At 70.2% G+C, this 22,149-nt stretch carries 20 protein-coding genes; 11 read left to right on the top strand and 9 right to left on the bottom strand.

Features of this window, described 5'->3' with window-relative positions:
• Positions 1–18: 18 nt before the first annotated feature.
• Entirely contained in the window at positions 19–1,992 is a 1,974-nt protein-coding gene (locus ACGFIE_RS05390) for a fibronectin type III domain-containing protein (RefSeq protein ID WP_393291187.1), read from the bottom strand.
• Positions 1,993–2,135: 143 nt separating this feature from the next.
• Complete coding sequence (locus ACGFIE_RS05385; RefSeq protein ID WP_393291185.1) at positions 2,136–3,353, bottom strand: HupE/UreJ family protein; 1,218 nt, start codon at positions 3,351–3,353, stop codon at positions 2,136–2,138.
• A 181-nt stretch (positions 3,354–3,534) separates the two neighbouring features.
• Between ACGFIE_RS05385 and ACGFIE_RS05380 the strand changes: the two genes are divergently transcribed.
• Together ACGFIE_RS05380 and ACGFIE_RS05375 are read left to right on the top strand one after the other, a co-directional pair.
• Positions 3,535–4,197: a hypothetical protein gene (locus tag ACGFIE_RS05380; RefSeq protein ID WP_393291183.1), complete on the top strand. Its 663-nt coding sequence runs from the start codon at positions 3,535–3,537 to the stop codon at positions 4,195–4,197.
• 271 nt (positions 4,198–4,468) lie between these two features.
• Positions 4,469–5,917 carry a non-reducing end alpha-L-arabinofuranosidase family hydrolase gene (locus ACGFIE_RS05375; RefSeq protein ID WP_393291180.1) on the top strand — a complete coding sequence of 483 codons (1,449 nt, stop codon included), beginning with the start codon at positions 4,469–4,471 and terminating at the stop codon, positions 5,915–5,917.
• Between the two features lie 117 nt (positions 5,918–6,034).
• Here the strand turns inward: ACGFIE_RS05375 and ACGFIE_RS05370 are convergent, their stop codons facing one another.
• Both ACGFIE_RS05370 and ACGFIE_RS05365 read right to left on the bottom strand, forming a co-directional pair.
• Positions 6,035–6,691, bottom strand: a complete 657-nt coding sequence (locus ACGFIE_RS05370; RefSeq protein ID WP_363680555.1) for a response regulator transcription factor — start codon at positions 6,689–6,691, stop codon at positions 6,035–6,037.
• Positions 6,679–7,905, bottom strand: a complete 1,227-nt coding sequence (locus tag ACGFIE_RS05365) for a sensor histidine kinase (protein ID WP_393291178.1) — start codon at positions 7,903–7,905, stop codon at positions 6,679–6,681. Before ACGFIE_RS05365 ends, ACGFIE_RS05370 begins: the two co-directional genes overlap by 13 nt.
• Before the next feature lie 170 nt (positions 7,906–8,075).
• Between ACGFIE_RS05365 and ACGFIE_RS05360 the strand changes: the two genes are divergently transcribed.
• Complete coding sequence (locus tag ACGFIE_RS05360) at positions 8,076–8,294, top strand: hypothetical protein (RefSeq protein ID WP_393291176.1); 219 nt, start codon at positions 8,076–8,078, stop codon at positions 8,292–8,294.
• Positions 8,295–8,311: 17 nt separating this feature from the next.
• Here the strand turns inward: ACGFIE_RS05360 and ACGFIE_RS05355 are convergent, their stop codons facing one another.
• The gene (locus tag ACGFIE_RS05355; protein ID WP_393291174.1) at positions 8,312–8,887 is read right to left on the bottom strand and encodes a DUF3455 domain-containing protein; all 576 of its coding nucleotides are present in this window, start codon (positions 8,885–8,887) and stop codon (positions 8,312–8,314) included.
• 199 nt (positions 8,888–9,086) lie between these two features.
• Here ACGFIE_RS05355 and ACGFIE_RS05350 point away from each other — a divergent pair, with 199 nt between their 5' ends.
• On the top strand, positions 9,087–10,580 hold the full coding sequence (locus ACGFIE_RS05350; protein ID WP_393291171.1) for a sulfatase: 1,494 nt from the start codon (positions 9,087–9,089) through the stop codon (positions 10,578–10,580).
• Between the two features lie 73 nt (positions 10,581–10,653).
• Here ACGFIE_RS05350 and ACGFIE_RS05345 read toward each other — a convergent pair whose 3' ends face one another.
• Positions 10,654–11,484 (bottom strand): AraC family transcriptional regulator, encoded by an 831-nt coding sequence (locus tag ACGFIE_RS05345; protein WP_393291168.1) that lies wholly within the window; start codon positions 11,482–11,484, stop codon positions 10,654–10,656.
• A 96-nt stretch (positions 11,485–11,580) separates the two neighbouring features.
• Here ACGFIE_RS05345 and ACGFIE_RS05340 point away from each other — a divergent pair, with 96 nt between their 5' ends.
• Positions 11,581–12,264 carry an alpha/beta fold hydrolase gene (locus ACGFIE_RS05340; protein WP_393291165.1) on the top strand — a complete coding sequence of 228 codons (684 nt, stop codon included), beginning with the start codon at positions 11,581–11,583 and terminating at the stop codon, positions 12,262–12,264.
• Positions 12,265–12,290: 26 nt separating this feature from the next.
• On the opposite strand, the gene ACGFIE_RS05335 is transcribed toward ACGFIE_RS05340, so the two are convergent.
• Together ACGFIE_RS05335 and hemC are read right to left on the bottom strand one after the other, a co-directional pair.
• Positions 12,291–13,898, bottom strand: a complete 1,608-nt coding sequence (locus ACGFIE_RS05335; protein WP_393291162.1) for a serine/threonine protein kinase — start codon at positions 13,896–13,898, stop codon at positions 12,291–12,293.
• A gap of 268 nt (positions 13,899–14,166) precedes the next feature.
• The gene (gene hemC, locus ACGFIE_RS05330; protein ID WP_393291160.1) at positions 14,167–15,102 is read right to left on the bottom strand and encodes a hydroxymethylbilane synthase; all 936 of its coding nucleotides are present in this window, start codon (positions 15,100–15,102) and stop codon (positions 14,167–14,169) included.
• Positions 15,103–15,232: 130 nt separating this feature from the next.
• Here hemC and ACGFIE_RS05325 point away from each other — a divergent pair, with 130 nt between their 5' ends.
• From ACGFIE_RS05325 to ACGFIE_RS05300, 6 genes are all read left to right on the top strand, one after another.
• On the top strand, positions 15,233–15,811 hold the full coding sequence (locus ACGFIE_RS05325) for a hypothetical protein (protein ID WP_393291159.1): 579 nt from the start codon (positions 15,233–15,235) through the stop codon (positions 15,809–15,811).
• Positions 15,812–15,817: 6 nt separating this feature from the next.
• On the top strand, positions 15,818–17,023 hold the full coding sequence (locus ACGFIE_RS05320) for an efflux RND transporter periplasmic adaptor subunit (RefSeq protein WP_393291157.1): 1,206 nt from the start codon (positions 15,818–15,820) through the stop codon (positions 17,021–17,023).
• Positions 17,020–17,709: an ABC transporter ATP-binding protein gene (locus tag ACGFIE_RS05315; RefSeq protein ID WP_393291154.1), complete on the top strand. Its 690-nt coding sequence runs from the start codon at positions 17,020–17,022 to the stop codon at positions 17,707–17,709. Before ACGFIE_RS05320 ends, ACGFIE_RS05315 begins: the two co-directional genes overlap by 4 nt.
• Positions 17,706–18,935 (top strand): ABC transporter permease, encoded by a 1,230-nt coding sequence (locus ACGFIE_RS05310; RefSeq protein ID WP_393291152.1) that lies wholly within the window; start codon positions 17,706–17,708, stop codon positions 18,933–18,935. Before ACGFIE_RS05315 ends, ACGFIE_RS05310 begins: the two co-directional genes overlap by 4 nt.
• A 73-nt stretch (positions 18,936–19,008) precedes the next feature.
• Positions 19,009–19,707 (top strand): response regulator, encoded by a 699-nt coding sequence (locus tag ACGFIE_RS05305; protein WP_393291150.1) that lies wholly within the window; start codon positions 19,009–19,011, stop codon positions 19,705–19,707.
• A complete protein-coding gene (locus ACGFIE_RS05300; protein ID WP_393291148.1) occupies positions 19,704–21,548 on the top strand; it encodes a sensor histidine kinase in 1,845 nt (614 codons plus the stop codon). The genes ACGFIE_RS05305 and ACGFIE_RS05300 overlap by 4 nt, the downstream gene beginning before the upstream one ends.
• A 37-nt stretch (positions 21,549–21,585) precedes the next feature.
• Here ACGFIE_RS05300 and ACGFIE_RS05295 read toward each other — a convergent pair whose 3' ends face one another.
• Positions 21,586–22,149, bottom strand: a complete 564-nt coding sequence (locus ACGFIE_RS05295) for a dihydrofolate reductase family protein (RefSeq protein ID WP_393291145.1) — start codon at positions 22,147–22,149, stop codon at positions 21,586–21,588.

The following is a 22,149-nucleotide window of genomic DNA, read 5'->3' as shown; positions in this document are numbered from 1 at the left end:
CGGTGGAAAAGGTTCTTCTCAGCTGCTCAGCGCAGTGATCGTGAGGGTGGTGCGGTAGCTGCCCTTGGCGATGCTGTCCGGGATCTTCAGGTCCAGGTCGGCACCGAGCTTGGCGCCGCCGCGGGGGTGACCCTGAACGGCCGCGCCGAGCCCGCTGGAGGCCGAGAGGCCCTTGCCCTGGTCGTCGAGGGACGACAGGACGGCGGCACCGGCCTGAGCGCCCGCGCCGGCGTCCAGGACGTACGGGGTCCAGCCCAGGTACGAGCCGGAGAACGTCTTGTCGGCGTCGGAGAAGTCGCCGACGCTTGCCGAGATCGACCACGGGGCGAGCGAGCGGCGGCTGTCCGACACCACGATCGGGTTGATCTTGCCGGTCGCCTCGAAGTAGGTGCCGTCGCGCTCCTGCGCGGTGCCCAGGTCGACAAGACCGTTGTAGCCGTCGATCGTCCAGCCGAACTCGCCCGGCGCCGCGTTGGGAACGTTCACCTGGATGGCCTGGCCGTCACCGTGGTACGGGTGCACCGTGACCTTGTCGACGATCGAGCCGACCGGCTGACCCTCAGGCGTGTTGACGCAGGAGAGGCCGTTCTCGACTGCCGCGTTCGGGGCCGCGCAGGTGCCGCTGCGGACGTTCGCCAGGACCAGCTTGTCGCCGCGCACCTGCACCTTGACGTAGCTGCGGACGTGCTCCTGGTTCTGCACCGAGTTGTACCAGTACTTGTTCGGGTCCAGCGGGTCCGCGCCGTTGCCACGGATGCCCGTGCCGGTGTCGTCGGGCTTCTTGATGTCGTAGTACTTCGAGCCGGACGCCGAGTTGGCGGTCACGTAGATGACGCCACCCGGGCCGGGGTAGACCTCGGGCGCACCGGGCTTCTCAGCCGGGTTCTCCTTCTGGCCGTTCTTGATCGAGTAGCTGCGCGAGTAGCTGTGGTCGTGACCCTGGAGCACCATGTCGACGCCGAGGTTGGAGAAGGCGGTGGTGAAGTCTTCCCGCCGCTGCTTGTTGTCGGTGTCGGTCGCGTGGCTGGCCGGGGAGTAGATGGAGTGGTGGTAGACCAGCACCTTCCACTTGGCCTCGGAGCCGTGCTTCTTGATGACGTCGGTGACGTACGCGACGTGCGCCGCGTCGCCGCCGGCCGAGCCGTCCGCCGGGTTGGCGTAGCTGTTGCTGTTCAGGTCGATGAACAGCACGTCCTTGTGGATGAACCAGTAGTCGCCACCGGACCGGGTCGCCTGGTCCCCGTTGTAGTACTGGGCCGAGCGGTCGGTGTTCGGGGTGAAGTGGTGCTGCTCGTAGGCCTTGCCACCGACGTCGTGGTTACCGATGGTGGCGACGAGGGGGACCTGACGCAGCTGGTCGGAGGCCAGGAACGAGGTCCACTGGCCCTCGTCGTTGGCGCTCTCCACGTGGTCACCGGCGGAGACCAGCAGCTCGGCGTTCGGGTTCGCGCCGGTGGCGACCTTCAGGGTCTCCTCCCAGCCGGCCTGGTCCTTGAGCCGGTCACCGGAGGAGCCGATCTGCGGGTCACCGAAGAACAGGAAGTCGTAGTCGCCCTCGAAGTCCTGGGTCTTGAAGGCGTACGCGGGCGACCAGCTGCCCTCGGCGCCGACCCGGTACGAGTACGCCGTGTTCTCGCGCAGGTTGCTGATCGTGGCGTGGCGGTTGAAGCCGGTCGTGGAGGTGTTCGCCGCGCCGACCGCGTCGAAGCTCACGGCGCTCGCCGGGAACTCGCCGTTGACGATCTCGGCGGTCGGGGCGAGCTGGATCTTCTGGGCGGTGTCGGCGGAGGAGTACCAGGACACGATGCGCTGGGTCTCGTTGGCGCCGACGCCGAGGACGACGCCGGACACCGTGGTGGGGTCGGCGGCGCTGGCGGCGGTCAGCAGGCCGCTACCGAGGGCCGCGCCCATTCCCAGGAATCCGGCTACGACCCCGGCGACAACGCGTCGCCGCACGGGCCCGGGGACCCGTGTCGAGGTGCTCAATGTCATCGACATTGTTCCCTTTTCGAATAGAGAAATGGATTGTTCTTCACCCGACGCCGGGGAAGCAGATCAAAACTTTCTGCGGCCGATGAACCCGCCATGAACGTGATCTTGCGAATGGCTGCACTTCACAAAGTGGTTAGCCGTACTCAGGATCCGGTGACGCGCTGAACAAACCAGATCAGCCCCATGATGGACACCGCCGCCGAAACAGCACCGGTCACCCAGAGGCCGGCTTTCGGCGCACGACGACGCAGCACGAACAGCAACGGGAAGACCGCGGCGATAATCGTCAACTGGACGACCTCGATACCGACGTTGAACACCAGCAGCGACCACAGCAGGGTCCACGACCACGCCTCGTCGATGCCCAGCGCGCCCGCGAAGCCCAACCCGTGCACGAGCCCGAAGCAGAAGACGACCCCGAGGCGGATCCAGCCCCGGCGGTCCAGGCTGAGATGACCGCGCCCGGCCGTCTCCAGATCGCCCGCGTGGTCACCGCGCCGCCAGATCCCCCACAGGTGCCAGCCGGCCACGATGGCGATCGACAGCGCGATGACCGGCTCCACGACCCGCGCCGGCACCTCGACCAGGCCGAGGGCGGCGAGTAGGAACGTCACCGAGTGCGCCAGGGTGAAGCTGGTGGCCGCGAGCACGATCTCCCGTAGACGCCGCGACCCGGCGATGAGCGCCAGCAGGAAGAGGATGTGGTCGATGCCGGACAGCAGGTGCTCGGCGCCCAGCAGGAAGAACTCGCCGAACCGCTGGTAGGCGGTCTGGGCCGTCGAGAAGGACGGATTGGCGGCGTCGAGCGCGGCGCTGCCGGAGCGGCCGTCGATCTCGTAGGTGACGATCGTCTTGGTGCCCTTGACGTACGCCTCGTCGTCCGGGAAGAGACCGCTGCGCACCTCGTGCTCGTCGGCGCGCTCGGCGCAGGTCCAGTCCAGCAGCAGGTCCGCGTACGGCACCCCCTCGCGCGCGCCGATCGTGGCGTCGCGCACCTGGGTCGGCCGGCAGGCCGTGCCCCGCGCGGTCACCGAGAGGCGGTCGGCGACATACCGCAGGACCGTCGGGGCGTGCGCCTTCAGGGCGGCGGCCTGCGCTGCGGAGTCGCCCGCCTCGAAGGCGGCGGTTCCCACCCGAAAGAGCGGATCGTCGTCACCGGAATCGGCTGCCGACACGACCAGGAGGTCGTATTCGAGCTCCACCTCGGAGCGAATGTGACCCTCGTCTCCGGCGGTAATTTTCGCGTACACGGTCGACGAGAAGCCGTGCGCGGACGCCGGTCCGCCGCCCAAAAACGGGAGCACCGTCGCAAGAAATGCGACAACGGCGACGACAACGGTACGGCGGATGTGCACCAGCATGCGACTCCCTCGGTTGGCCAGTGCACGCTGCACCCCGCGGGTGAACACCAACCCGCCCGCCGACGAACCGATGGCGAACAAACAGCCGGGGCAACCGTCCACGGATTGTCGGCGTTCGGATCTGGGATAGGAATACGAGGCGTACGCGCACCTCCCACCGCCACCCGAAAGGACGATCACCTTGCGCCCCCCGCTTCGGGCCGTCGCCCTGTTGGCCGCGACCGCCGCGCTCCTCGCCGCCTGCACCTCCGGTGGCGACTGGTCACAACCGCGCCCCGCGCCCAGTGCCGTCGGCTCGCTCGGCCCCGGATTCGTCGACCCCTCGACGCCGCCCGCCCCGGAGGCGACCATCACGCCGCGGCCCGGATCGTGGGCCGACGTCCACCCGTCGAAGGACTACCGGGTGGTGCTGCTGACCGCCGGCACGGACGCCCCGACCAAGGCCCTCGTGACGGCGGTGCGGGACTGGGCCGACGACGAGCACATCGACCTGAGGACAGTCGTCGTCGACAACGCGCACGATGCCGTCCCCAGCATCAGCAAGGCCATGGAGATGGGCCCGGACCTCATCGTCAGCGCGGGCAACGAGCTCATCGACGCCCTCGCGCTGGTCACCCCCAACCATCTGGACGAGAAGTTTCTGGTGATCGGCGCGGAACTGGCCGAGCCCACCCACAACGTCACAGCCGTCGACTGGGACGGAGCCTCGTACCGTGGCGAGGGGCTCGGCATGTCCTCGTCGTACGACGCCGGCTCGTTCACGGCCGGGCGCTGCGCGGACGCCATCCGGGCGGGCGTGGCCGCCGTGCTCAACGACCTGACCGGGATCGTCGTCTGGCTCTGACGCTGTCTCGGCCATTGGTCGATGACTATGTTATCGATAACCCTCGTCCCTCCCGACGAGCGCGACGGTCGCCGGGGTGACCTGGCGCAGCGCACCGGGCCGACCCCACTGACGTGCCCGAACGGCCGCGCGGCTGCGCCCGTCCGCCTTCAAGGCATCGAGGTTGATGGTTTGGGAGCGCTCCCGTAACATGGCCGACGCGGCTGTTAACGCTCACCTAACAATGACACCCACGAATGTGGAGGCCGCCGTCCCGTCAGGAGGGTGCTTGATGACCATATTCAGACCAACCAATGTGGGCCTCGTCTCGGCCGGTGTCGCGTTGCTGGCGTCGGCCACTGTCGTCGTGGCAATGCCGGCCGGTGCCGCCGCCGCCGGCTGCTCGGTGAACTACGCCGTGTCGTCGCAGTGGCAGGGCGGGTTCGGCGCCAGTGTGACGATCACCAACCTGGGCGATCCGTTGAGCAGTTGGGCACTGACGTGGTCGTACGGCGCCGGGCAGACGGTCACACAGTCGTGGAACACGGCGTTGACGCAGAGCGGTGCCGCGGTGACCGCGCGCAACGCGAGCTACAACGGATCGGTCGCGACCAACGGCACTGTGTCGTTCGGCTTCAACGGGTCGTGGACGAGCAGCAACCCGGACCCGACGAGCTTCGCCCTGAACGGCGTGACCTGCAACGGTGGGACCACGCCGACGCCACCGGTGACCGACACGCCCGCACCGCCGACGAGCCCACCGCCCACCAGCGCGCCGCCCACGACCCCACCGCCCACGACGCCACCGCCCACGACGCCGCCACCCACCACGTGTGACCTGCCGTCGTCGTACCGGTGGTCGTCGACAGGCGCGCTGGCGCAGCCGAAGTCCGGCTGGGTGTCGCTGAAGGACTTCACCGTCGCCCCGTACAACGGCCGCCAGCTCGTCTACGCCACCACCCACGACTTCGGCAGCCGGTGGGGCTCGATGAACTTCGGCCTGTTCACCAACTGGTCCGACATGGCCTCGGCCAGCCAGAACACCATGAACAGCGGCACCGTGGCGCCCACCCTGTTCTACTTCGCCCCCCGCAACATCTGGGTCCTGGCCTACCAGTGGGGCGGCACCGCCTTCTCCTACCGCACCTCCACCGACCCCACCAACCCCAACGGCTGGTCCGCCGCGCAGACCCTGTTCACCGGCAGCATCTCCGGCTCCGGCACCGGCCCCATCGACCAGACCCTCATCGCCGACAGCACCAACATGTACCTGTTCTTCGCCGGCGACAACGGCAAGATCTACCGCGCCAGCATGCCGATCGGGAACTTCCCCGGCAGCTTCGGCAGCAACTACACCACCATCATGAGCGACTCCACCAACAACCTGTTCGAAGCCGTGCAGGTCTACAAGCTGCAGGGCCAGAACCGCTACCTCATGCTCGTCGAGGCCATCGGCTCCCAGGGCCGCTACTTCCGCTCCTTCACCGCCACCAGCCTCGGCGGCACCTGGACCCCCCAGGCCGCCACCGAGAGCAACCCCTTCGCCGGCAAGGCCAACAGCGGCGCCACCTGGACCAACGACATCAGCCACGGCGAGTTGATCCGCACCAGCGCCGACCAGACCTTCACCGTCGACCCCTGCAACCTGCAACTGCTCTACCAGGGCCGATCCCCCAGCTCCAACGGCGTCGACTACGGCCTGCTGCCGTACCGCCCCGGCCTGCTCACCCTGCGCCGCTGACGCTCCACCACCAATGACTCGGGGCGGGTCCGGCACCATGCCGAACCCGCCCCGGGTCGCGTGCCGGGCCGTTCGTCCCCGGCGGCCGCGACCTGCTTGGGCAAGCGTCGACGGGTGCTACCGCTGGCCGCCGTCCAGGTAGCGCAGCACGGCGGTGACCCGGCGGTCGGCACTGTCGTCCGGCGGCAGCTGGAGCTTCGCGAAGATGCTCCGGATGTGCTTGTGCACCGCACCGTCGGTGACGAACAGCCGCTCGGCGATCGCCGTGTTGCCGAGCCCTTCGGCCATCAGCCCCAGGACCTCACGCTCGCGCGGCGACAACTCGCCCAGCGCCGTGTCCGGCCGGCGGTTGCGGGCGAGCAACTGCGCCACCACCTCCGGATCGATCACGCTGCCGCCGTCCGCCACCCGACGCAGGGCGGCGAGGAACTCCTCGACCCGGCCCACCCGCTCCTTCAACAGGTAACCGAGCCCGGCGGCGCCGACCGAGAACAGTTCGGTGGCGAACGCCTGCTCCACGTACGCCGACAGGACCAGCACCGCGAGGCCGGGCCGGCGTCGCCGGGCCTCCACCGCGGCCACGATGCCCTCGTCGGTGTGGGTCGGCGGCATCCGTACGTCCACGATCGCCACGTCCGGCGCGTGCTCGTCGACCGCGACCAGGAATTCGCCCGGGGTGCCCGCCGTGGCCACCACATCCAGCTCCTCCGCCCGCAGCAGCAGCGCCAACCCCTCGCGCAGCAGCGGGTCGTCCTCGGCGATCACGATCCGCATGGCAGCTCCACGTGCATCCTCGTCGGCCCTCCCGTTGGGCTGGTCAGCGCCATCCGCCCGTCGTACGCCTCGACCCGCCGGCGGATGCCGGTGAGCCCGGATCCACGTGCCTCGTCGGCGTCGCCGCGCCCGTCGTCCTCGATGGTGACCAGCAGCCGGCCGTGCTCGCGGCGCACTGTGACATCCACCCGGCTCGCCCCGCTGTGTCGCACCACGTTCGTCAGCGCCTCGGCCACCACGAAGTACGCCGTGGCCTCGACCGACGCCGCGCAGCGGACGGCCACGTCCACCGCGAGCCGGCACGGCACCGCGCAACTGCCGGCCAGACCCGTGAGCGCCCCGGCGAGGCCCCGGTCGTCCAGCACCGGCGGCAGGATGCCGCGCACCACCGTCCGCAGTTCGCCGAGCGCCTGCTCCGCCGCGTCCTGGGCCTGCCCGAGGATCTCGTCGGCCCGGTCCGGGTCACGCCGTACCGCCCGGCGCGCGGCCCCCAGCAGCACGTTCACCGCGACCAGCCGATTCTGCGTACCGTCGTGCAGCGAGCGTTCGATGCGGCGCAACTCCACGGCGTGGGCGTCCAGCGCCGCGGCCCGGGTCGCGGTCAGCGCGGCGACCCGCAGCGACAGGTCGACCCCCGGCGGCGGGGACAGCAGCCACCGGCCCGGCCAGGACTGGAAGCGGGCCAGCGCCGGGCCGAACCCGATCGCGGCGAACAGCCAGCCCACCCCGAGCACGCCGACCACGAGCGCCTCGGAGAGCCCGTCGATGCGCCACCAGAAGAACCCCGGTGCGCCGTCCTCGGGCCGAGCCAGCCGGTACCACAGCGGGAACGTGATGTCCTGGAGGGCGTAGAGCGGCAGGGCGATGCCGACCAGTCCGGACACCAGGCCGGTGATCGAGTGGAGCGTGACCCAGCCGAGCTCCCGGCGGACGAACGGGTCGCGTACCGCCTCCCGTAGCTCCTCCGGCACCGGCCCGGGCGTCGGGATCGGCGTGCCCCGACGGGACAGCCTGGCGCGCTCCCGGTCGGCCACCGAGCGCACCGCCCGCAACGCGCCGGGCGCCAGCCGCAGGCCCACCCCCACCAGGCAGGTCACTGCCACGACCACCGCCCAGAACAACGCGCCCAACGCCAGCAACGCGGTGCCCAGCCCGCCGACGAGGTGTTCGACGGCGTCCACCGACGCGCGCATCCGGCCCCGCACGTACGCCATCGCCGCCCACCTCCCGGGCCAACATAGGCCAGGGCGAGCACGGCCGGCAGCGTCCGCGGCGGAAAGTACAGCCTGCTGTACCTGGGTCGTCGAGCTGGCGGGATCGTCCCCGCCGCTGTCACCCGCCTAGCGTCAGTGGTGTCGTCGAAACGTCATCGAGGGAGACAGTCATGACCGATCCGTACCGCAGCACCGAGGCCCCGGCCGCCGCGCCGGAGCGGCCCGGCGGCCTGCTACGCCCGCTGCTGTGGCTGGTGCTCTTTCTGGCCGCGGCCACCAACGCCGTGTTCTCGACAGTCGTGGACAACCCGTGGATCGGCTCGGTGTTCGGCCTGGTCGCGGTGCTCTGCGCGGCGGCGCTGATCGTCCACCACCGCCGCAGCAGATGACAGACCGGTCGGCGCGGCTACCGCTTGGCGGCCCAGAAGACGTACAACGCGCCGTACGGCACTGCCGTCGTCGCGCCGTCGACGCAGGCGCCCGCCGGGGCGATGCCACCCGAGGTCAACAGACGGCTGACGTACGCGACGTTGCCGAGAATGCCACTGCCGGCGTGGGTGTCCACAGTCAGCAGCAGCTCGGGGATCGTCCCCGAGCGCGGGCTCTCCGCCGTCTTCTTCGCCGTGATCAGCGAGCCGTCGCGCTCGGACTGCCAGCTCGGCCCCTTGAAGTGGTGGACCCGGCCACCGGTGCCGATGAGCTGGGCCTCCGGCACGGACGCGCCGGTGAACACGCCACCGGCGCACGTGTAGGTCTGCGTTCCGCGAGTAACGACGTACGCGCCTACCGGACGGGATCCCGCCGGCGGCTTGATCGACGAGGCGATGCGCGGGATGTCGACCCGGGCGTTGGCGCTCATGGTGGCGCCCTCGGCGACCTCGGCCGCGGACGCCTGCCGGGTCACCGGGCCGATCGCCGCCAGGACACCGGCCATCCCGATGACCGCGAGCGCTCGGACCCGGGAACGAGACGTGCTGATCATGCGATTCCTCCGATCGAGGCAGGCGCATCCGCGCCCACATGAGTCCTCACGGAGAGAATGCGCAACGCGATCAATTTCGCGCCGAACTTGAACGGTCACTCACCTGATCGAGGTGACGGCGGCTCCGACGAACGGCATTTGATCGGATCATCACCACCTGTTCAATAGATGCTGACAAATTTCGATAAGCCTTGGTGGCATGGCTATCACCAAGCGCCGCCTCCTCGCCACCGCACTCGCAACAGGGCTGGCCCTGCTCGCCGCGTGGGCACCGGCACGCGCAGCGGAACCCACCCCGACACCCACCGCCACCTCGCCCAACATCATCTTCGTCCTCGTGGACGACCTCGCGTGGAACCTCGTGCAGTACCTGCCGCAGGTCAGACAGCTGCAGAGCGAGGGAGCCACCTTCACCAACTACACCGTCACCGACTCGCTGTGCTGCCCGTCGCGCTCGTCGATCCTCACCGGTCAGTTCCCGCACGACACAGGCGTGTTCACCAACGGCGGAGCCGACGGCGGGTTCGCCGTCTTCAAGGGCCGAGGCAACGAGAACCGGACGTTCGCGACTGTGTTGCAGGGCAAGGGCTACCGGACCGGCTTCCTGGGCAAGTACCTCAACGGCTACCTGCCCGCGGACACGCAGGGAGGCGCGCTGCCGTACGTCCCGCCGGGCTGGTCGGAGTGGTACGTGGCCGGCAACGGGTACCCGGAGTACAACTACGACCTCAACGAGAACCACACGGTCGTCCACTACGGCAGCCAACCGGCCGACTATCTGACAAACGTCCTGTCCCGCAAGGGCAAGGACTTCATCCAGCGCTCGGCGGCCGCCAACACGCCCTTCCTGCTGGAGGTCTCGACCTTCGCCCCGCACAGCCCGTTCACCCCGGCCAACCAGGACCTCGACGACTTCCCCGGGCTCACCGCCCCGCGCACCGCGGCGTACGACCGGCTGCCCACCAACCCGCCGTCCTGGCTGGCCGACAACGGACCGCTCACCGCGCAGGAGAAGAGCACCCTGGACACGAACTTCCGCAAGCGCGCCCAGTCCGTGCAGGCGGTCGATCGGCTGATCGGCAACCTGCGCGCGCAGCTCACGACCAGCGGCATCGCCGACAACACCTACGTCGTGTTCAGCTCCGACAACGGCTTCCACATGGGCGAGTACCGGTTGACAGGCGGCAAGCAGACCGCCTTCGACACCGATGTGCGGGTCCCCCTCGTCGTGGCCGGGCCGGGCGTCGTACCCGGATCGCAGCGCGCCGAGATCGTGCAGAACATCGACCTGGCGCCGACCTTCCAACGCATCGGCGCGGCCGACGTCGGCACGCACGTGGACGGGCGCAACCTGCTGCCGCTCGCGCAGGGCGAGGCGGCAACGAACTGGCGTACCGGGGCGCTGATCGAGCACCACGGCCCCAACCAGGCCGCGGACGATCCCGACGCCCAGGACCGCCGCAACGGCAGCCCGATCACCTACGAGGCTCTGCGGACCGCGACCTACACCTACGTCGAGTACTCCAACGGCGAACGGGAGTACTACGACCGGACCGTCGACCCACACCAGCTCAGCAACATCGCCGGCGGGCTTTCGGCCACGCGGCGGGCCGCGCTGCACGATGCCCTGGCGGCGTACGTCGCCTGCCACAGCCACTCGGCGTGCTGGACGGCCGGTCACGTGCCGGCCTGACGACGGACTCAGTGGGGCCGCTCGTCCGACGAGCGGCCCCACCGCCGCGCGCGGGCCTGCTGGCGGGCCGACATCACCCCACTGACGTGGCCCCCGGCCGGGGTGGAGCTGAGCGACCGGCTCGGTAACGGCCCGGCGTCGTGCCGACGATCGCGGTGAACGCCGCGATGAAGCTGCTCGGGTTGGCCCACCCGCAGGCGTGGGCGGTCCGGGTGGTGTCCCGGCCGTCGGCAAGCAGCACTAGTGCGTGGTAGACGCGTAGCTGCGTGCGCCACTCGTAGAACGTCATGCCGAGTTCGGTGCGGAACAGTCGGCTGAGGGTGCGGGGGCTCGCTCCGATCGCCTTCCCGAGTTCGGCAAGCGTCGCGTTTTCCGCCGGCGTCTCGTACAGCATCCGGGCGATGGCCCGCAGGCGGTCGTCGCGCGGCTCCGGCAGGTGCAGTGGCTGTTCGTGTGCCTCGCGGAGTTCGTCGACGAGTACGCGAAGCAGGCGAGAGCGCGCGGGCCGGCTGTAGCCGGGCGTCGCGTCGTCGTAGTTGCCGGGGCCGGTCAGGGCGAGCAGGACCTCGCGGGCGAGGGCCGAGGTCAGGAACACGGCGGGGCGTTCCGGCAGCAGCCGGGCGAGGGACGGCGCGAGGAACACGATCCGCATGTCGGTGTCGCCGTGCGCCCGGTGGTCGTGGATGAACTCGGCGGGGGTCCAGGCGACCCGGTTGGCGGGAACGATCGACGTGCCGCGCTCGGTGTGCACGGCCAGGATGCCGCTGGCCGCGTACACCAGGTGTCCTTGCTTGTGGGTCTGCGCGGCGCTTGCCCCGCCGGAGGGCCAGAGGTGGCGGCCGCCCGAGGGCCAGAGGTGCGACGTCACTCCGGCGGCCGGACGAGCTTGGCGGGGAACGGGCATGCGATGGCTTCCTGTCGGTGGTAAGCCACTCCCTGACCTGGCGACACTACCTCCGTGCGGTGACTCCCGCCGCCGAGTCCGGAGCGAGGAAGAACCATGACGACGTACGTGCTCGTGCCCGGCGCCTGGAAGGGTTCCTGGTCGTTCGAGGCGGTGGTGCCGCTGCTGGAACGCGCGGGGCACACTGTGCACGCGCTGACCCTGACGGGTCTGCGTCCGGGCGACGACGACGCGACTGTCGCGACCGCCAACCTCGACACGCATGCCGACGACGTGCTGCGGCTCCTCGATCGCGCTCACATCACCGACGCGACCCTTGTCGGCCACAGCTACGCCGGGATGGTGATCACCGCCGCCGCGGACCGCGCCGACGGCCGGGTCTCACGCCTGGTGCATCTCGACGCCTACGTGCCGCGCGACGGGGATTCGTGCTGGTCCGCAACGAACGAGCACTTCCGGAAGGTGTTCGCCGAAGGTGCGGCGGAAACCGGCCACTCCGTCCGACCGCCCGAGGGCGGCGATCCCCGCCGCCGTCCCCATCCCCTCGCCTCGTTCCTGCAGACGATCCGGCTCACCGGGGCCGCGGCCCAGGTTTCGCGACGCGAATTCGTCTACTGCTCGGGATGGGAGGACCGGACGCCGTTCGCCGCACTCCGCGCCCGGCTCGACGCCGATCCCGAGTGGCAGGTCCACGACCTCCCCACCGGCCACGACGCCATGCACGAGGCCCCGGAGGCGGTCGCCGCACTGCTGCTCGACGAACGCGGACCATCGCGGTGACGGCGAGTTGACCGGAGGGACGAGGGTCAGACCGCGCCCCGGTCGACCAGGCTGAACGTGGTGTCGATCGGGGCGTCACCGAGAAACTCCAGGTAGATGTGCTTCCTGGTCGGGCTCCACTGCACCACGCCGTACTCGTCGTTGCTGATGACGTAGGAGGTGCGCCCCTTGTCGTCCTTACCCTCACTGGAGATCGCGAAAAGAGTCGCCGCGGTGGGCCGGCAGTCGGTTCCCACAAGCAACTTGTTCTCCTTGGCATCGAGCTTGACGCCGAGGCACGGCCGGTGGGCGATCTCCGGGTTCACCGATTTGATCATGTAGTCGACACCTACCGGTTCGAGCACGAAGAGCGCATCCTTGCCCGTTCCGTCGCCGGTTGCGAGCTCCCCGTCCGACGGCAGCGACAGGTCGCGGTCGACCTCCACCACGTGGAGCAGGATCCGTCGCTGCCCGGCCAGGATGGCCCGGCTGGGATCCCCGCTGGCCGACGGCGACCTGGTCGGCGTACCCGAGCTGGGTGTTGGCGTGGACGCGGTGGCCGCGGGCCCGGTGGGCCCCGGGCCGCCGGCCGCCGTCGAGTCGGTGGGGTCCGGTTTGGACCCGTCGTTCAGCAGCTTCGGAACGAAGACGATGGCGAGTGCCAGCACCACGATCACCGCGGAGATCGCACTCAGCCCGGCGAGCCAGCCACGCCGGCCCGAGCCCTCACGACCGGCCGCGGACACACCCGGCGGCATCGGCGGCCGGCCCTGGCCACCACCACCGGCAGCTGGCGTCGCTCCCAGAAGTTGGACCGGCCTGGCGGCAACCCCCCGATCCGCCGCGGTCAACAACCCGTCGAGCAGTTCCCGGGCGGTCGGCCGGGCGGCGGGATCCTTCTCCAACGCCCGGCCGACCAACTCCCGCAGCGCCCCGCCGAGGCCGGTCAGGTCCGGCGGTTGGGTGAGAATCCGCATGGCGGTGGCGGTCGGGGAGTCGCCCCCGAACGGGTTACGGCCGGTCGCGGCATGTGCGACGACGGCACCCCAGGCAAAGATGTCCGCAGCCGGGCCGACCGGATGGCCGGACGTCGTGTCGAACCGCTCCGGTGCCATGTACGAGACGGTCCCGACCACCTGGTTGGTCCGGGTGTGCTGGCTCGTCACCTCGAACGCCCGGGCGATGCCGAAGTCGATGACCTTGATCCCACCCGGCGCGACCAGCACGTTCGCCGGCTTCAGGTCCCGGTGGATCACTCCGGCGCCGTGGATGGCGGTGAGCGCGGTAGCCACCCCGACCGCGATGCTGTGCACCTGCGCAGCCCCCAGCGGCCCCCGTTCCCGGATCACCTGGGCAAGGCTGGGTCCCTCGACGTACTCCACGACCAGGTACGGCGGGTCGTGGTCCGGGTCGGCGTCCAGGACCTCGGCGGTGCAGAACGGTGGCACCTGGCGGGCGCGGTTCACCTCACTGCGGAACCGACCACGGAACTCCTCGTCGTGCGAGAACTCCGAGCGGACGACCTTGACCGCGACCGGCCGTCCCTGCGGCGACCGGGCCAGGAAGACACTGCCCATACCGCCGTCGCCGAGCCGGTCGAGCACCTCGTAGGCGCCGAGCCGGACCGGGTCACCGGGGCGCAACCCGTTGCTCACGCCGAACGCCCGCAGACCGTGACCACCGCGCGAGCCGATCCGCCTATCACACGTTCCCCTTAGGTCACTCGGACGCCGCCCCGCAGCCTATCGTCCGCTCACCCAACCCCGTCGATGCCGTCGCCCGTGGGGTGGACCCACCACCCGAGGGTGTCTTCCAGCGCGGCCGCGACGGGTTGTCTCTGTGGTGGGCGCTGGTCCGCTGGCTCACCCGGGTCGTCGAGTCACAGGCGTCGCGGCCCGCCCGTCAGCGTGTAGACGGTTGTACCTACCCGTAGGCGGGCAGGTCGAGCAGGTCGCGGGCGCCCTGGCGCAGCAGGGCAGCGGCCACGGAAGTCCCGAGGGTGATGGGATCCGCCGCCCACTCGTGCACGTCGAGCACTGTCTTGCCGTCGAGGCTGAGCACCCTCGCCCGCAGACCGAGACGCCCGTCGGGCTCGGTGCGCGCGAGCGCGGCGATCGGTGAGTGGCAGTTGCCCTGGAGGATGTGCAGCAAGGTCCGCTCCGCCACGGTCTCCCGCGCGGTCCGCGGATCGCCGAGGACCGCGACAAGGTCGCGGATGGCGGTGTCGTCGTCGCGGCACTGCAGGACCAGGGTTCCGGAGCCGACCGCCGGGACCATCGTGTCGACGTCGATCGGGTGGGTGATCCGGTCGGCCCGCCCGATCCGTTCGAGGCCGGAGACCGCGAGGAGGAGCGCGTCGTACGTGTCGCCGGCGTCGAGCTTCGCCAGCCGGCTGTTCGCGTTGCCGCGCACGGCCACCGGCACCAGGTGCGGCCAGTGCAGGGCCAGCTGCGCGATCCGCCGGACCGCCGAGGTGCCGATCCGGCTGCCCGCGGGCAACTGCTCGATGCGCAGTCCGCCCGGGTGTACCAGGCAGTCCCGGACGTCGTCCCGAGCGAGATAGGCGGCCATCACCGTGCCAGCCGGCACCGGCCGGTCCCCCGGTACGTCCTTGACACAGTGCACCACCACGTCGACATCCCCGGCTAGCAGGGCGGCGTCCACCTCCTTGGTGAACGCTCCCTTGCCACCCAACGCGGCCAGGTCGCCGAGCCACCGATCCCCGCTTGTCGACATCGACACCACATCGACCGCGACCTCGGGGTGCCGGTCGGCGAGCATCTTGCGGACCCGCTCGACCTGAGCCAGCGCCATCGGGGAGTTGCGGGTACCGATGCGCAGCAGCCGAGAGTCGGACATGTCGGCGAGGGTAGACCGTTGCGGGTAGGCGGCGACAGCCAGCCCGATGGTGCGGGGCTCTGGACGGCACATTCGAAGACGGCGTGCGAACCTAACGAATAGCTCACATGCCGCGACCAGGCTGGCCGGTATGCGAAACACGATTGTGAAGATCGTCGGTCTGGGGGCCCTGCTGCTGTCGCTCCAGGCTTGCGGCGGTCAGTCGAACGAGTCGGAGCCGCAGGTAGCCGCGATCCCGGGCGCGACGACGTCGGCAAGCACCGGACCGGCCGCTTCGAGCGGCGGCGCCGATCGTCAGCTTCCCCTCGGCGCGACCAAGCAGGAGATCGACCGTGTCTACGACGCCTACTACGCCTGCTGGACGCAGCACGGCGTGCCGTCGGCGCCGGGCGAGAACGGCGGTCCGCTTCTCAGCTACAAGATGGACAGCGAGAAGTATCAGCCGGCCGTGGACGCGTGCGCCGACAAGGAGCCGCTGGGCGCTCCGGAGCTCGACCCCCAGCAGAACCCGAACTTCGCCGACGACCTCCGCGAGCAGCTGAAGTGCGTCCAGAGCCACGGCCTGTCGATGGAGATCCGGCAAGCGGGAAGTGGCAACGCCAGCCTCTGGGTCGCGCCGGAGACCAAGGCCAATCTCGAGAAGGCGAACAGCGACGAGGGCAGGGAGATCCAGCGTCAGTGCGAGATCTCGGCCTTCACCGAGAAGTAGCCGATCGTGCGGACGAAAATCCTCGCCATCATCGTCGCCGGTGCGCTCGCGCTGGGCGGCGCGGTGTACGCCGTCCACGCCAGCGCGGGCGACGACTCTCCGGCCACCCAGCCGGCGTCGGCCAAGGTGGCGACGGCCGAGGTCGTGCGGACCGACCTCTCCGACTACTGGACCGAGAGCGGCACTGTCGGCTATCGCAAGCAGCGCACCCTGCGTGGCGTCGCTGCCGGTGTGCTCACCTGGCTACCGAAGCCGGGCAGCGTCATCGCGCGGGGCGACACCCTGTATCGGGTCGGCGACCGGCCGGTGACGCTGTTCTTCGGCTCGTCGCCGATGTTCCGCGACATCGACGTGGTCGGCACCGTCGGTCGCGACGTCAAGGTGCTGGCCGACAACCTGCGGGGGCTCGGCTACCGGATCGGGCACCAACCAGCCCCAGGGACACGGGTCACCGTCCAGGGTGCTCCCCCGCCGGCCGCGGGCGCGGATACCGACAAGGGCACGGACAAGACCACCGACCGGGACGCGGCCACCGCCGCATCCGGAACGTCGTCGTACCAGACCGTCGTGACCAGCCAGGATGCGGTCTTCACCCCATCACTCAGGGACGCGGTGAAACGCTGGCAGGCGGCCAAGGGGGTACGACCGGCCACCGGCACGGTGACCCTCGGCGACATCCTGGTGTTGCCCGGCGCGGTACGGGTGGGCGCGGCCTCGGCGCAGTTGGGCGACGACGCCACAGGCAACCTGATGGCGATCAGCGATCAGGCCAAGGCGGTGTTGGTGGAGATCGACGCCAGTCGGGCCGACGACCTCCGGGCTGGGCAGAAGGTGCAGATCGCCCTTCCGGACAGCTCGCACACCAGCGGCACCATCAACTCGGTGAGCAGCAACGTCCAGGCCGGGCCGTCGGACGGCGGAGACCCAGGCTCGGAGGGCCCGAAGGTGCAGGTAGTCATCACTGTGGACAGGGCCGCGGCGATCCAGAACATCAGCTCGGCCGCCGTCGAGGTCCGGTTCACCGGCACCACCGAGCAGGACGTCCTCGCCGTCCCGGTCGGCGCGCTGCTCGCGCTCAGCGGCGGCGGCTACGGCGTCCAGATCTCCGATGGCGCCCTGACCGCGGTGAAGGTGGGCCTGTTCGCCGACGGCATGGTGGAGATCACCGGTGCGGGCATCACCGCCGGCACCCGGGTGGTGACGACGTCGTGACCACGGTGCTGGAGATCGAGAGTGCCAGCCGGCGCTACGGCGAGGCCGTGACCGCGCTGCGCGACGTCTCACTGCGGATCGACGCGGGCGAGTTCGTGGCCATCCTGGGACCCTCCGGGTCGGGAAAGTCCACCCTGCTCAACATCATGGGCACGCTGGACCGGCCCACCGAGGGCCGGGTGCTGATCGGCGGACGTGACGTCACCACCATGTCCGACCGGCAGCTGTCCAGCCTGCGCGGTCGCTGGCTGGGCTTCGTGTTCCAACAGTTCCACCTCACCGATGGGCTGACCGCGACCGAGAACGTCTCGACCGGCCTGCTCTACGCCGGCGTGCACCGCCGTCACCGGCGGGCGCTGGCCCTGGCGGCGCTGGAGCGGGTCGGCCTGGCCCACCGCGCCGACCACCACCCGCAGGCGCTCTCGGGCGGCGAACGCCAACGGGTGGCGATCGCCCGGGCGCTTGTCAACCGACCCGCGCTGGTGCTGGCCGACGAGCCGACCGGGGCGCTCGACATGGCCACCGGCTCGGCGGTGCTCGACCTGCTGACCGAGCTGAACCGCGACGGGACCACCATCGCGCTCATCACTCACGACCACGAGGTGGCCGCCCGGGTGCCTCGACAGATCCGCATCCTGGACGGCCGGCTGGTGTCCGACTCCGCGGTGAGCGGTGCGCCGGCATGAGGCGTACCGATGATGCGGCGCGAGTGGACCGGGACGCCGCACCGGTCCGTCTGGCCCCGGCCGACCTGGTTGGTCTGGGCCTGCTCGGCCTCCGCACGCGCACGGCGCGGGCCGCGCTGTCGGCGCTCGGCATCGCTATCGGCATCGCCACCCTGGTCCTGGTCACGGGGATTCCCGCGTCGAGTCAGCGGGCACTCGAGGAGAAGCTGGCCGTCCTGGGCACCAACCGTCTGCAGGTCACACCGGCGCCCAACCGCGAGCCACCGGTCAAGCTGCCCGTCGAGTCGGTGGACATGGTGTCCCGGATCGCGCCGGTGACGGTGGCGAGCGCGACCGCAGACTTCGGGCTGAACGTCGCCCGCTCCGATCGGACCGGCCCTGGCGACTACAACGCGATCGCGGTTGTCGCCACCAGGACGAATTTGCTCGCGGCGATCGACGGCCGGGTACGCTCCGGCCGCTTCCTGGATCCCGCGATGGAGCGCCTGCCGACAGTGGTCCTCGGCTCGATCGCCGCCCAGCGGCTCGGCTTCACCACCGTCGACCTCTCCCAGCCGATCCAGGTCCACCTTGGCGGGCAGCGGTTCAGCGTGATCGGCATCCTCGACCCGGTGCCACTCGCGCCCGAGATCGACCGCTCAGCGATGATCGGCTGGGAGGCGGCCAGCAACTGGTTGCGCTTCGACGGGCACCCGACCCGGATCTACGTACAGACCACCGACGCCCAGGTGGTGGCGGTGCGCTCGGTCCTGGCCGCCACCGCCAACCCGGAGCATCCGAGCGACGTACTGGTCAGTCGCCCCTCGGACGGGCTCGCCGCCAAACAGGCGGTACGGCAGACCTTCAACTCGCTGCTGCTCGGGCTGGCCGGGATCGCGTTGCTCGTCGGCGGCATCGGGGTGGCGAACACGATGTACATCTCGGTGCTGGAGCGGCGTCGCGAGATCGGCCTACGCCGGGCCCTGGGCGCGAACCGGGGCCAGATCCGCATCCAGTTCGTGACCGAGTCGATCGTGCTGTCGGCGCTCGGCGGTGCGGCCGGGGTGCTGACCGGCGCCGTGGCCGTCGCCGGCTACGCCACCCTTCAGCACTGGCCGGTGACCATCCCACCGGTGGCGGCCGCCACCGGGCTGGGAGGCGCCCTGGCCATCGGCGTGCTGGCGGGGGTCTATCCGGCGATGCGGGCGGCCTCGCTCGATCCGACCGAGGCACTTGCCAGCGTCTGAGCTGCCGTTAGGAATCTGTCAGGTCGGGCTGGAAATCGGTCAGGTGCCGTACGGGCGGCCTATCATCGCCGGCATGTGTGCGATGGTCCTGGTCGCTGACGACGACCTGCGGCACGCGGAGGGGATCCGTCGCTACCTCGTCGCCGCCGGCCACGAAACGATAGTGGTGCACGACGGGCGGGCGGCGCTCGAGGCCGCCCGCCGGGACCGGCCCGACCTGCTGATCCTGGACGTGATGATGCCGGGACTGAACGGCTTGCAGGTGTGCCGCACTCTGCGGCAGGAGTCGGACGTGCTGGTGCTCATGCTCACCGCCCGCCGCACCGAGAGTGACCTGCTTCTCGGACTGGAACTCGGTGCCGACGACTACCTGACCAAGCCGTTCAGCCCACGCGAACTGGTGGCCCGAATCCGTACCCTGCTGCGCCGGGTGTCCCGGAGCGCTCCCGAGCACAGCGCCCGGGCCATCCGGCAGATCGGTCAGCTCAGCATCGATCCGGTCGGGCACCACGTGACTGTCAACGGCGAGCGGATCGAGTGCACCCGTGGCGAGTTCGCGATCCTGGCCGCCATGTCCGAGCAGCCGGACAGGGTCTTCACCCGGGCACAACTGCTGCACCACACCCGTGGCCTCGACCGCAGCTCGACCGAGCGCACCATCGACGTACACGTGATGAACCTACGCCGCAAGATCGAAGTCGACCCGAGACGTCCCGAACAGTTGCTCACCGTGCACGGTGTGGGCTACAAGCTGGCTGTGGGCCCGCCGTGAGCAAGGGTCAGGTGCCGCTGCGGCACAGTCTGGTGACCCGGTTGCTGGTCTCCTCGATGGTGATCGCGCTGGCCGCGATCTCGGCCACCGCCTGGCTGGCGGCGACGACCACCACCCGGGCGATCAACTACGAGCAGGGCGGCGCGGTCGCCGACCAGAGGGCCGTCTACCAGGCGCTGGTCGGCTACGCGGCCACCCACCACGACTGGTCCGGGGCCGCCGCCATGGTTCAGTCGCGTGCCGCCAAGCTGGGTCGTCGCATCACGCTGACCACCGACGACCACGAGATCATCCTCGACTCGCAGGCGGGACCGGCGCTGCGGAACACCCGTCCGGCGGCTGTGGTGGATCCGCTCCACGTCGACCTGGGTCTGACCGGCGGCACCGAGCACATCGACGAGCGCGCCACCGGCCCCTACGTGGTGCCGGACGAAGACCGGTACGTGTTGGGCGAGGTGGCCCAGAACACCCTGACCTGCTTCAACAAGATGGGCTACGACGGTGTCATCGAAACCGCGAACACCGGTCGCCCGAGCGTCGTTCTCACCACCGTCCGCCCCGACGCCGAGCGGCCACTCACCGGGCCCGTGACCGAGAGCTGCGGGTTCGAGCTCGACAGCCTGGTCAGCCCGGCCGAGAAGAAGGCGCTCCAGACGCTTACCACCCTGACCGCCCGCTGTCTCAGCCTCGGCGACCGCGCCTCCCAGTTGCGCATCACGCCGACCTTCAGCGCATATCTGGGCGGGTCAGCGATTGTCCGGACCGCGCACGAGGACATCAAGTTGACGCCGCCGTCGCTGCTCAAGCCGGCCGGACCGGTAGGCGTCGTGCAGGGCTGCATCGAATCCGGGCGCAGGACCCAACTCCGGCCGTACGTGGCACCCCGCGCGCTGCTGTTCGTCACCGCGCCGGGCAGCGGCCGCACCACGCTGAGCCTGTCCGGCGGCAGCATCGGTCGAATCGTGGCGGTCACCGGCGCTGTCCTGCTCGCCACCGTCGCGGCGACAGTGCTGATCGGCAGACGTCTCGTGCGGCCGCTGCGCAACCTCGCCGAGGCGGCCGAACTGCGCGTGCCCGCCCCGGTGTCCACCCGGGACGAGATCGGCCGGCTCGCGCGCGCCCTGAACGACTCCGCGGAACGCCGGGAACGGGCCGAGACGCAGCGACGCACCATGGTCAACGATGTGGCACACGAACTGCGTACCCCGCTCAGCAACATCCGCACCTGGTTGGAGGCGGCCCAGGACGACCTCGCTCCGACCGACGCCCAACTGCTGGCGCTGCTGCACGAGGAGGCTCTGCTGCTCCAGCACGTCATCGACGACCTCGGCGACCTGGCGGCGGCCGACGCGGGCACGCTGCGGATCAACCCGGAACCGACAGACCTGCGGCACGTCCTCGCGCACGTGGTCGACAGCCACCGGGGCAGCGCGTTCGCGGCCGGGGTACGCCTGGAACTCAGCGCCGTGGGCGATCCGGTGGTGCGAGCCGATCAGGTGCGCCTGCGGCAGGTGGTCGGAAACCTCATCTCGAACGCCATCCGCCACACCCCTTCCGGCGGCTCGGTCACTGTCGGCGTGAACGGCACGACCATCTCCGTACGGGACACCGGCGACGGCATCGCCCCGGCCGACCTGCCGAGGGTCTTCGACCGTTTCTGGCGGGCCGACGAGTCGCGCAGCCGGGTGACGGGCGGCAGCGGGCTCGGCCTGGCGATCGCGCGCCACCTCACCGAGGCACACGGCGGCACGATCGACGTGCAGAGCGAGCCGGGCCGGGGCACGCTCTTCACCGTCCGACTGCCGGGCTCCGACTCACCTTTTCCCCACCGGCGTCAATGAGACTGTTCCCTGTCGGCGAACCGGACGGGGCCGTCGTTCACTCTCCGCGAGTGCGGTAGCGGAGCTGTACGACGCCGTTGCGGAACCGGCGCTCATCGAGGAGCTCGAGGTCGGCGCCCATGCCTGTCGGCAACCCCGGCTTGCCGGCGCCGACGACGACGGGCCAGATGAACAGCTGGCACTCGTCGACCAGCCCGGCCTGGAAAGCCCGCGCCGCGAGGTTGGCACCTCCCACGGTGAGATCGCTGCTGGCCGCGGCCTTCAGCTCGCGTACCGCGGCGGGCTCGAAGCGGCGTTCGATCCGGGTGTCGGCGGTCGACACCGCCGCGAGGGTCGTGGAATACACGACTTTGCTCGCCGCCTGCCAGACGCTCGCGAAGTCGGCCATGAGGTCGGACTTCGCGGCCAGCGCGGGCTCGGTCTCCCAGACGGCCATCGCCTCGTACAGGCGCCGCCCGTAGAGAAACGTGCCCACCGACCGCAGAAGGTCGGTGTGGACCGCGAACAGCTCGTCATCGGCTGGACCGAAGTTGAAATCGCCGCGTTCGTCCTCGATGTAGCCGTCAAGCGACACGTTCGTCGCGTAAATCAGCTTTGCCAT

Source organism: Micromonospora sp. NPDC049275 (assembly GCF_043197115.1).
Lineage (GTDB): Bacteria > Actinomycetota > Actinomycetes > Mycobacteriales > Micromonosporaceae > Micromonospora.
This window is presented reverse-complemented; position numbering and strand designations above follow the sequence as displayed.

Excerpts from the sequence above, each read along its gene's own strand:
- ACGFIE_RS05325 (WP_393291159.1), top strand. The coding sequence starts at position 15,233 with ATGCGAAACACGATTGTGAAGATCGTCGGTCTGGGGGCCCTGCTGCTG.
- ACGFIE_RS05310 (WP_393291152.1), top strand. The coding sequence starts at position 17,706 with ATGAGGCGTACCGATGATGCGGCGCGAGTGGACCGGGACGCCGCACCG.
- ACGFIE_RS05385 (WP_393291185.1), bottom strand. The coding sequence starts at position 3,353 with ATGCTGGTGCACATCCGCCGTACCGTTGTCGTCGCCGTTGTCGCATTT.
- ACGFIE_RS05345 (WP_393291168.1), bottom strand. The coding sequence starts at position 11,484 with ATGCCCGTTCCCCGCCAAGCTCGTCCGGCCGCCGGAGTGACGTCGCAC.
- ACGFIE_RS05365 (WP_393291178.1), bottom strand. The coding sequence starts at position 7,905 with ATGGCGTACGTGCGGGGCCGGATGCGCGCGTCGGTGGACGCCGTCGAA.
- ACGFIE_RS05355 (WP_393291174.1), bottom strand. The coding sequence starts at position 8,887 with ATGATCAGCACGTCTCGTTCCCGGGTCCGAGCGCTCGCGGTCATCGGG.
- ACGFIE_RS05375 (WP_393291180.1), top strand. The coding sequence starts at position 4,469 with ATGACCATATTCAGACCAACCAATGTGGGCCTCGTCTCGGCCGGTGTC.
- ACGFIE_RS05390 (WP_393291187.1), bottom strand. The coding sequence starts at position 1,992 with ATGACATTGAGCACCTCGACACGGGTCCCCGGGCCCGTGCGGCGACGC.
- hemC (WP_393291160.1), bottom strand. The coding sequence starts at position 15,102 with ATGTCCGACTCTCGGCTGCTGCGCATCGGTACCCGCAACTCCCCGATG.
- ACGFIE_RS05305 (WP_393291150.1), top strand. The coding sequence starts at position 19,009 with ATGTGTGCGATGGTCCTGGTCGCTGACGACGACCTGCGGCACGCGGAG.
- ACGFIE_RS05295 (WP_393291145.1), bottom strand. The coding sequence starts at position 22,149 with ATGGCAAAGCTGATTTACGCGACGAACGTGTCGCTTGACGGCTACATC.
- ACGFIE_RS05350 (WP_393291171.1), top strand. The coding sequence starts at position 9,087 with ATGGCTATCACCAAGCGCCGCCTCCTCGCCACCGCACTCGCAACAGGG.
- ACGFIE_RS05340 (WP_393291165.1), top strand. The coding sequence starts at position 11,581 with ATGACGACGTACGTGCTCGTGCCCGGCGCCTGGAAGGGTTCCTGGTCG.
- ACGFIE_RS05370 (WP_363680555.1), bottom strand. The coding sequence starts at position 6,691 with ATGCGGATCGTGATCGCCGAGGACGACCCGCTGCTGCGCGAGGGGTTG.
- ACGFIE_RS05360 (WP_393291176.1), top strand. The coding sequence starts at position 8,076 with ATGACCGATCCGTACCGCAGCACCGAGGCCCCGGCCGCCGCGCCGGAG.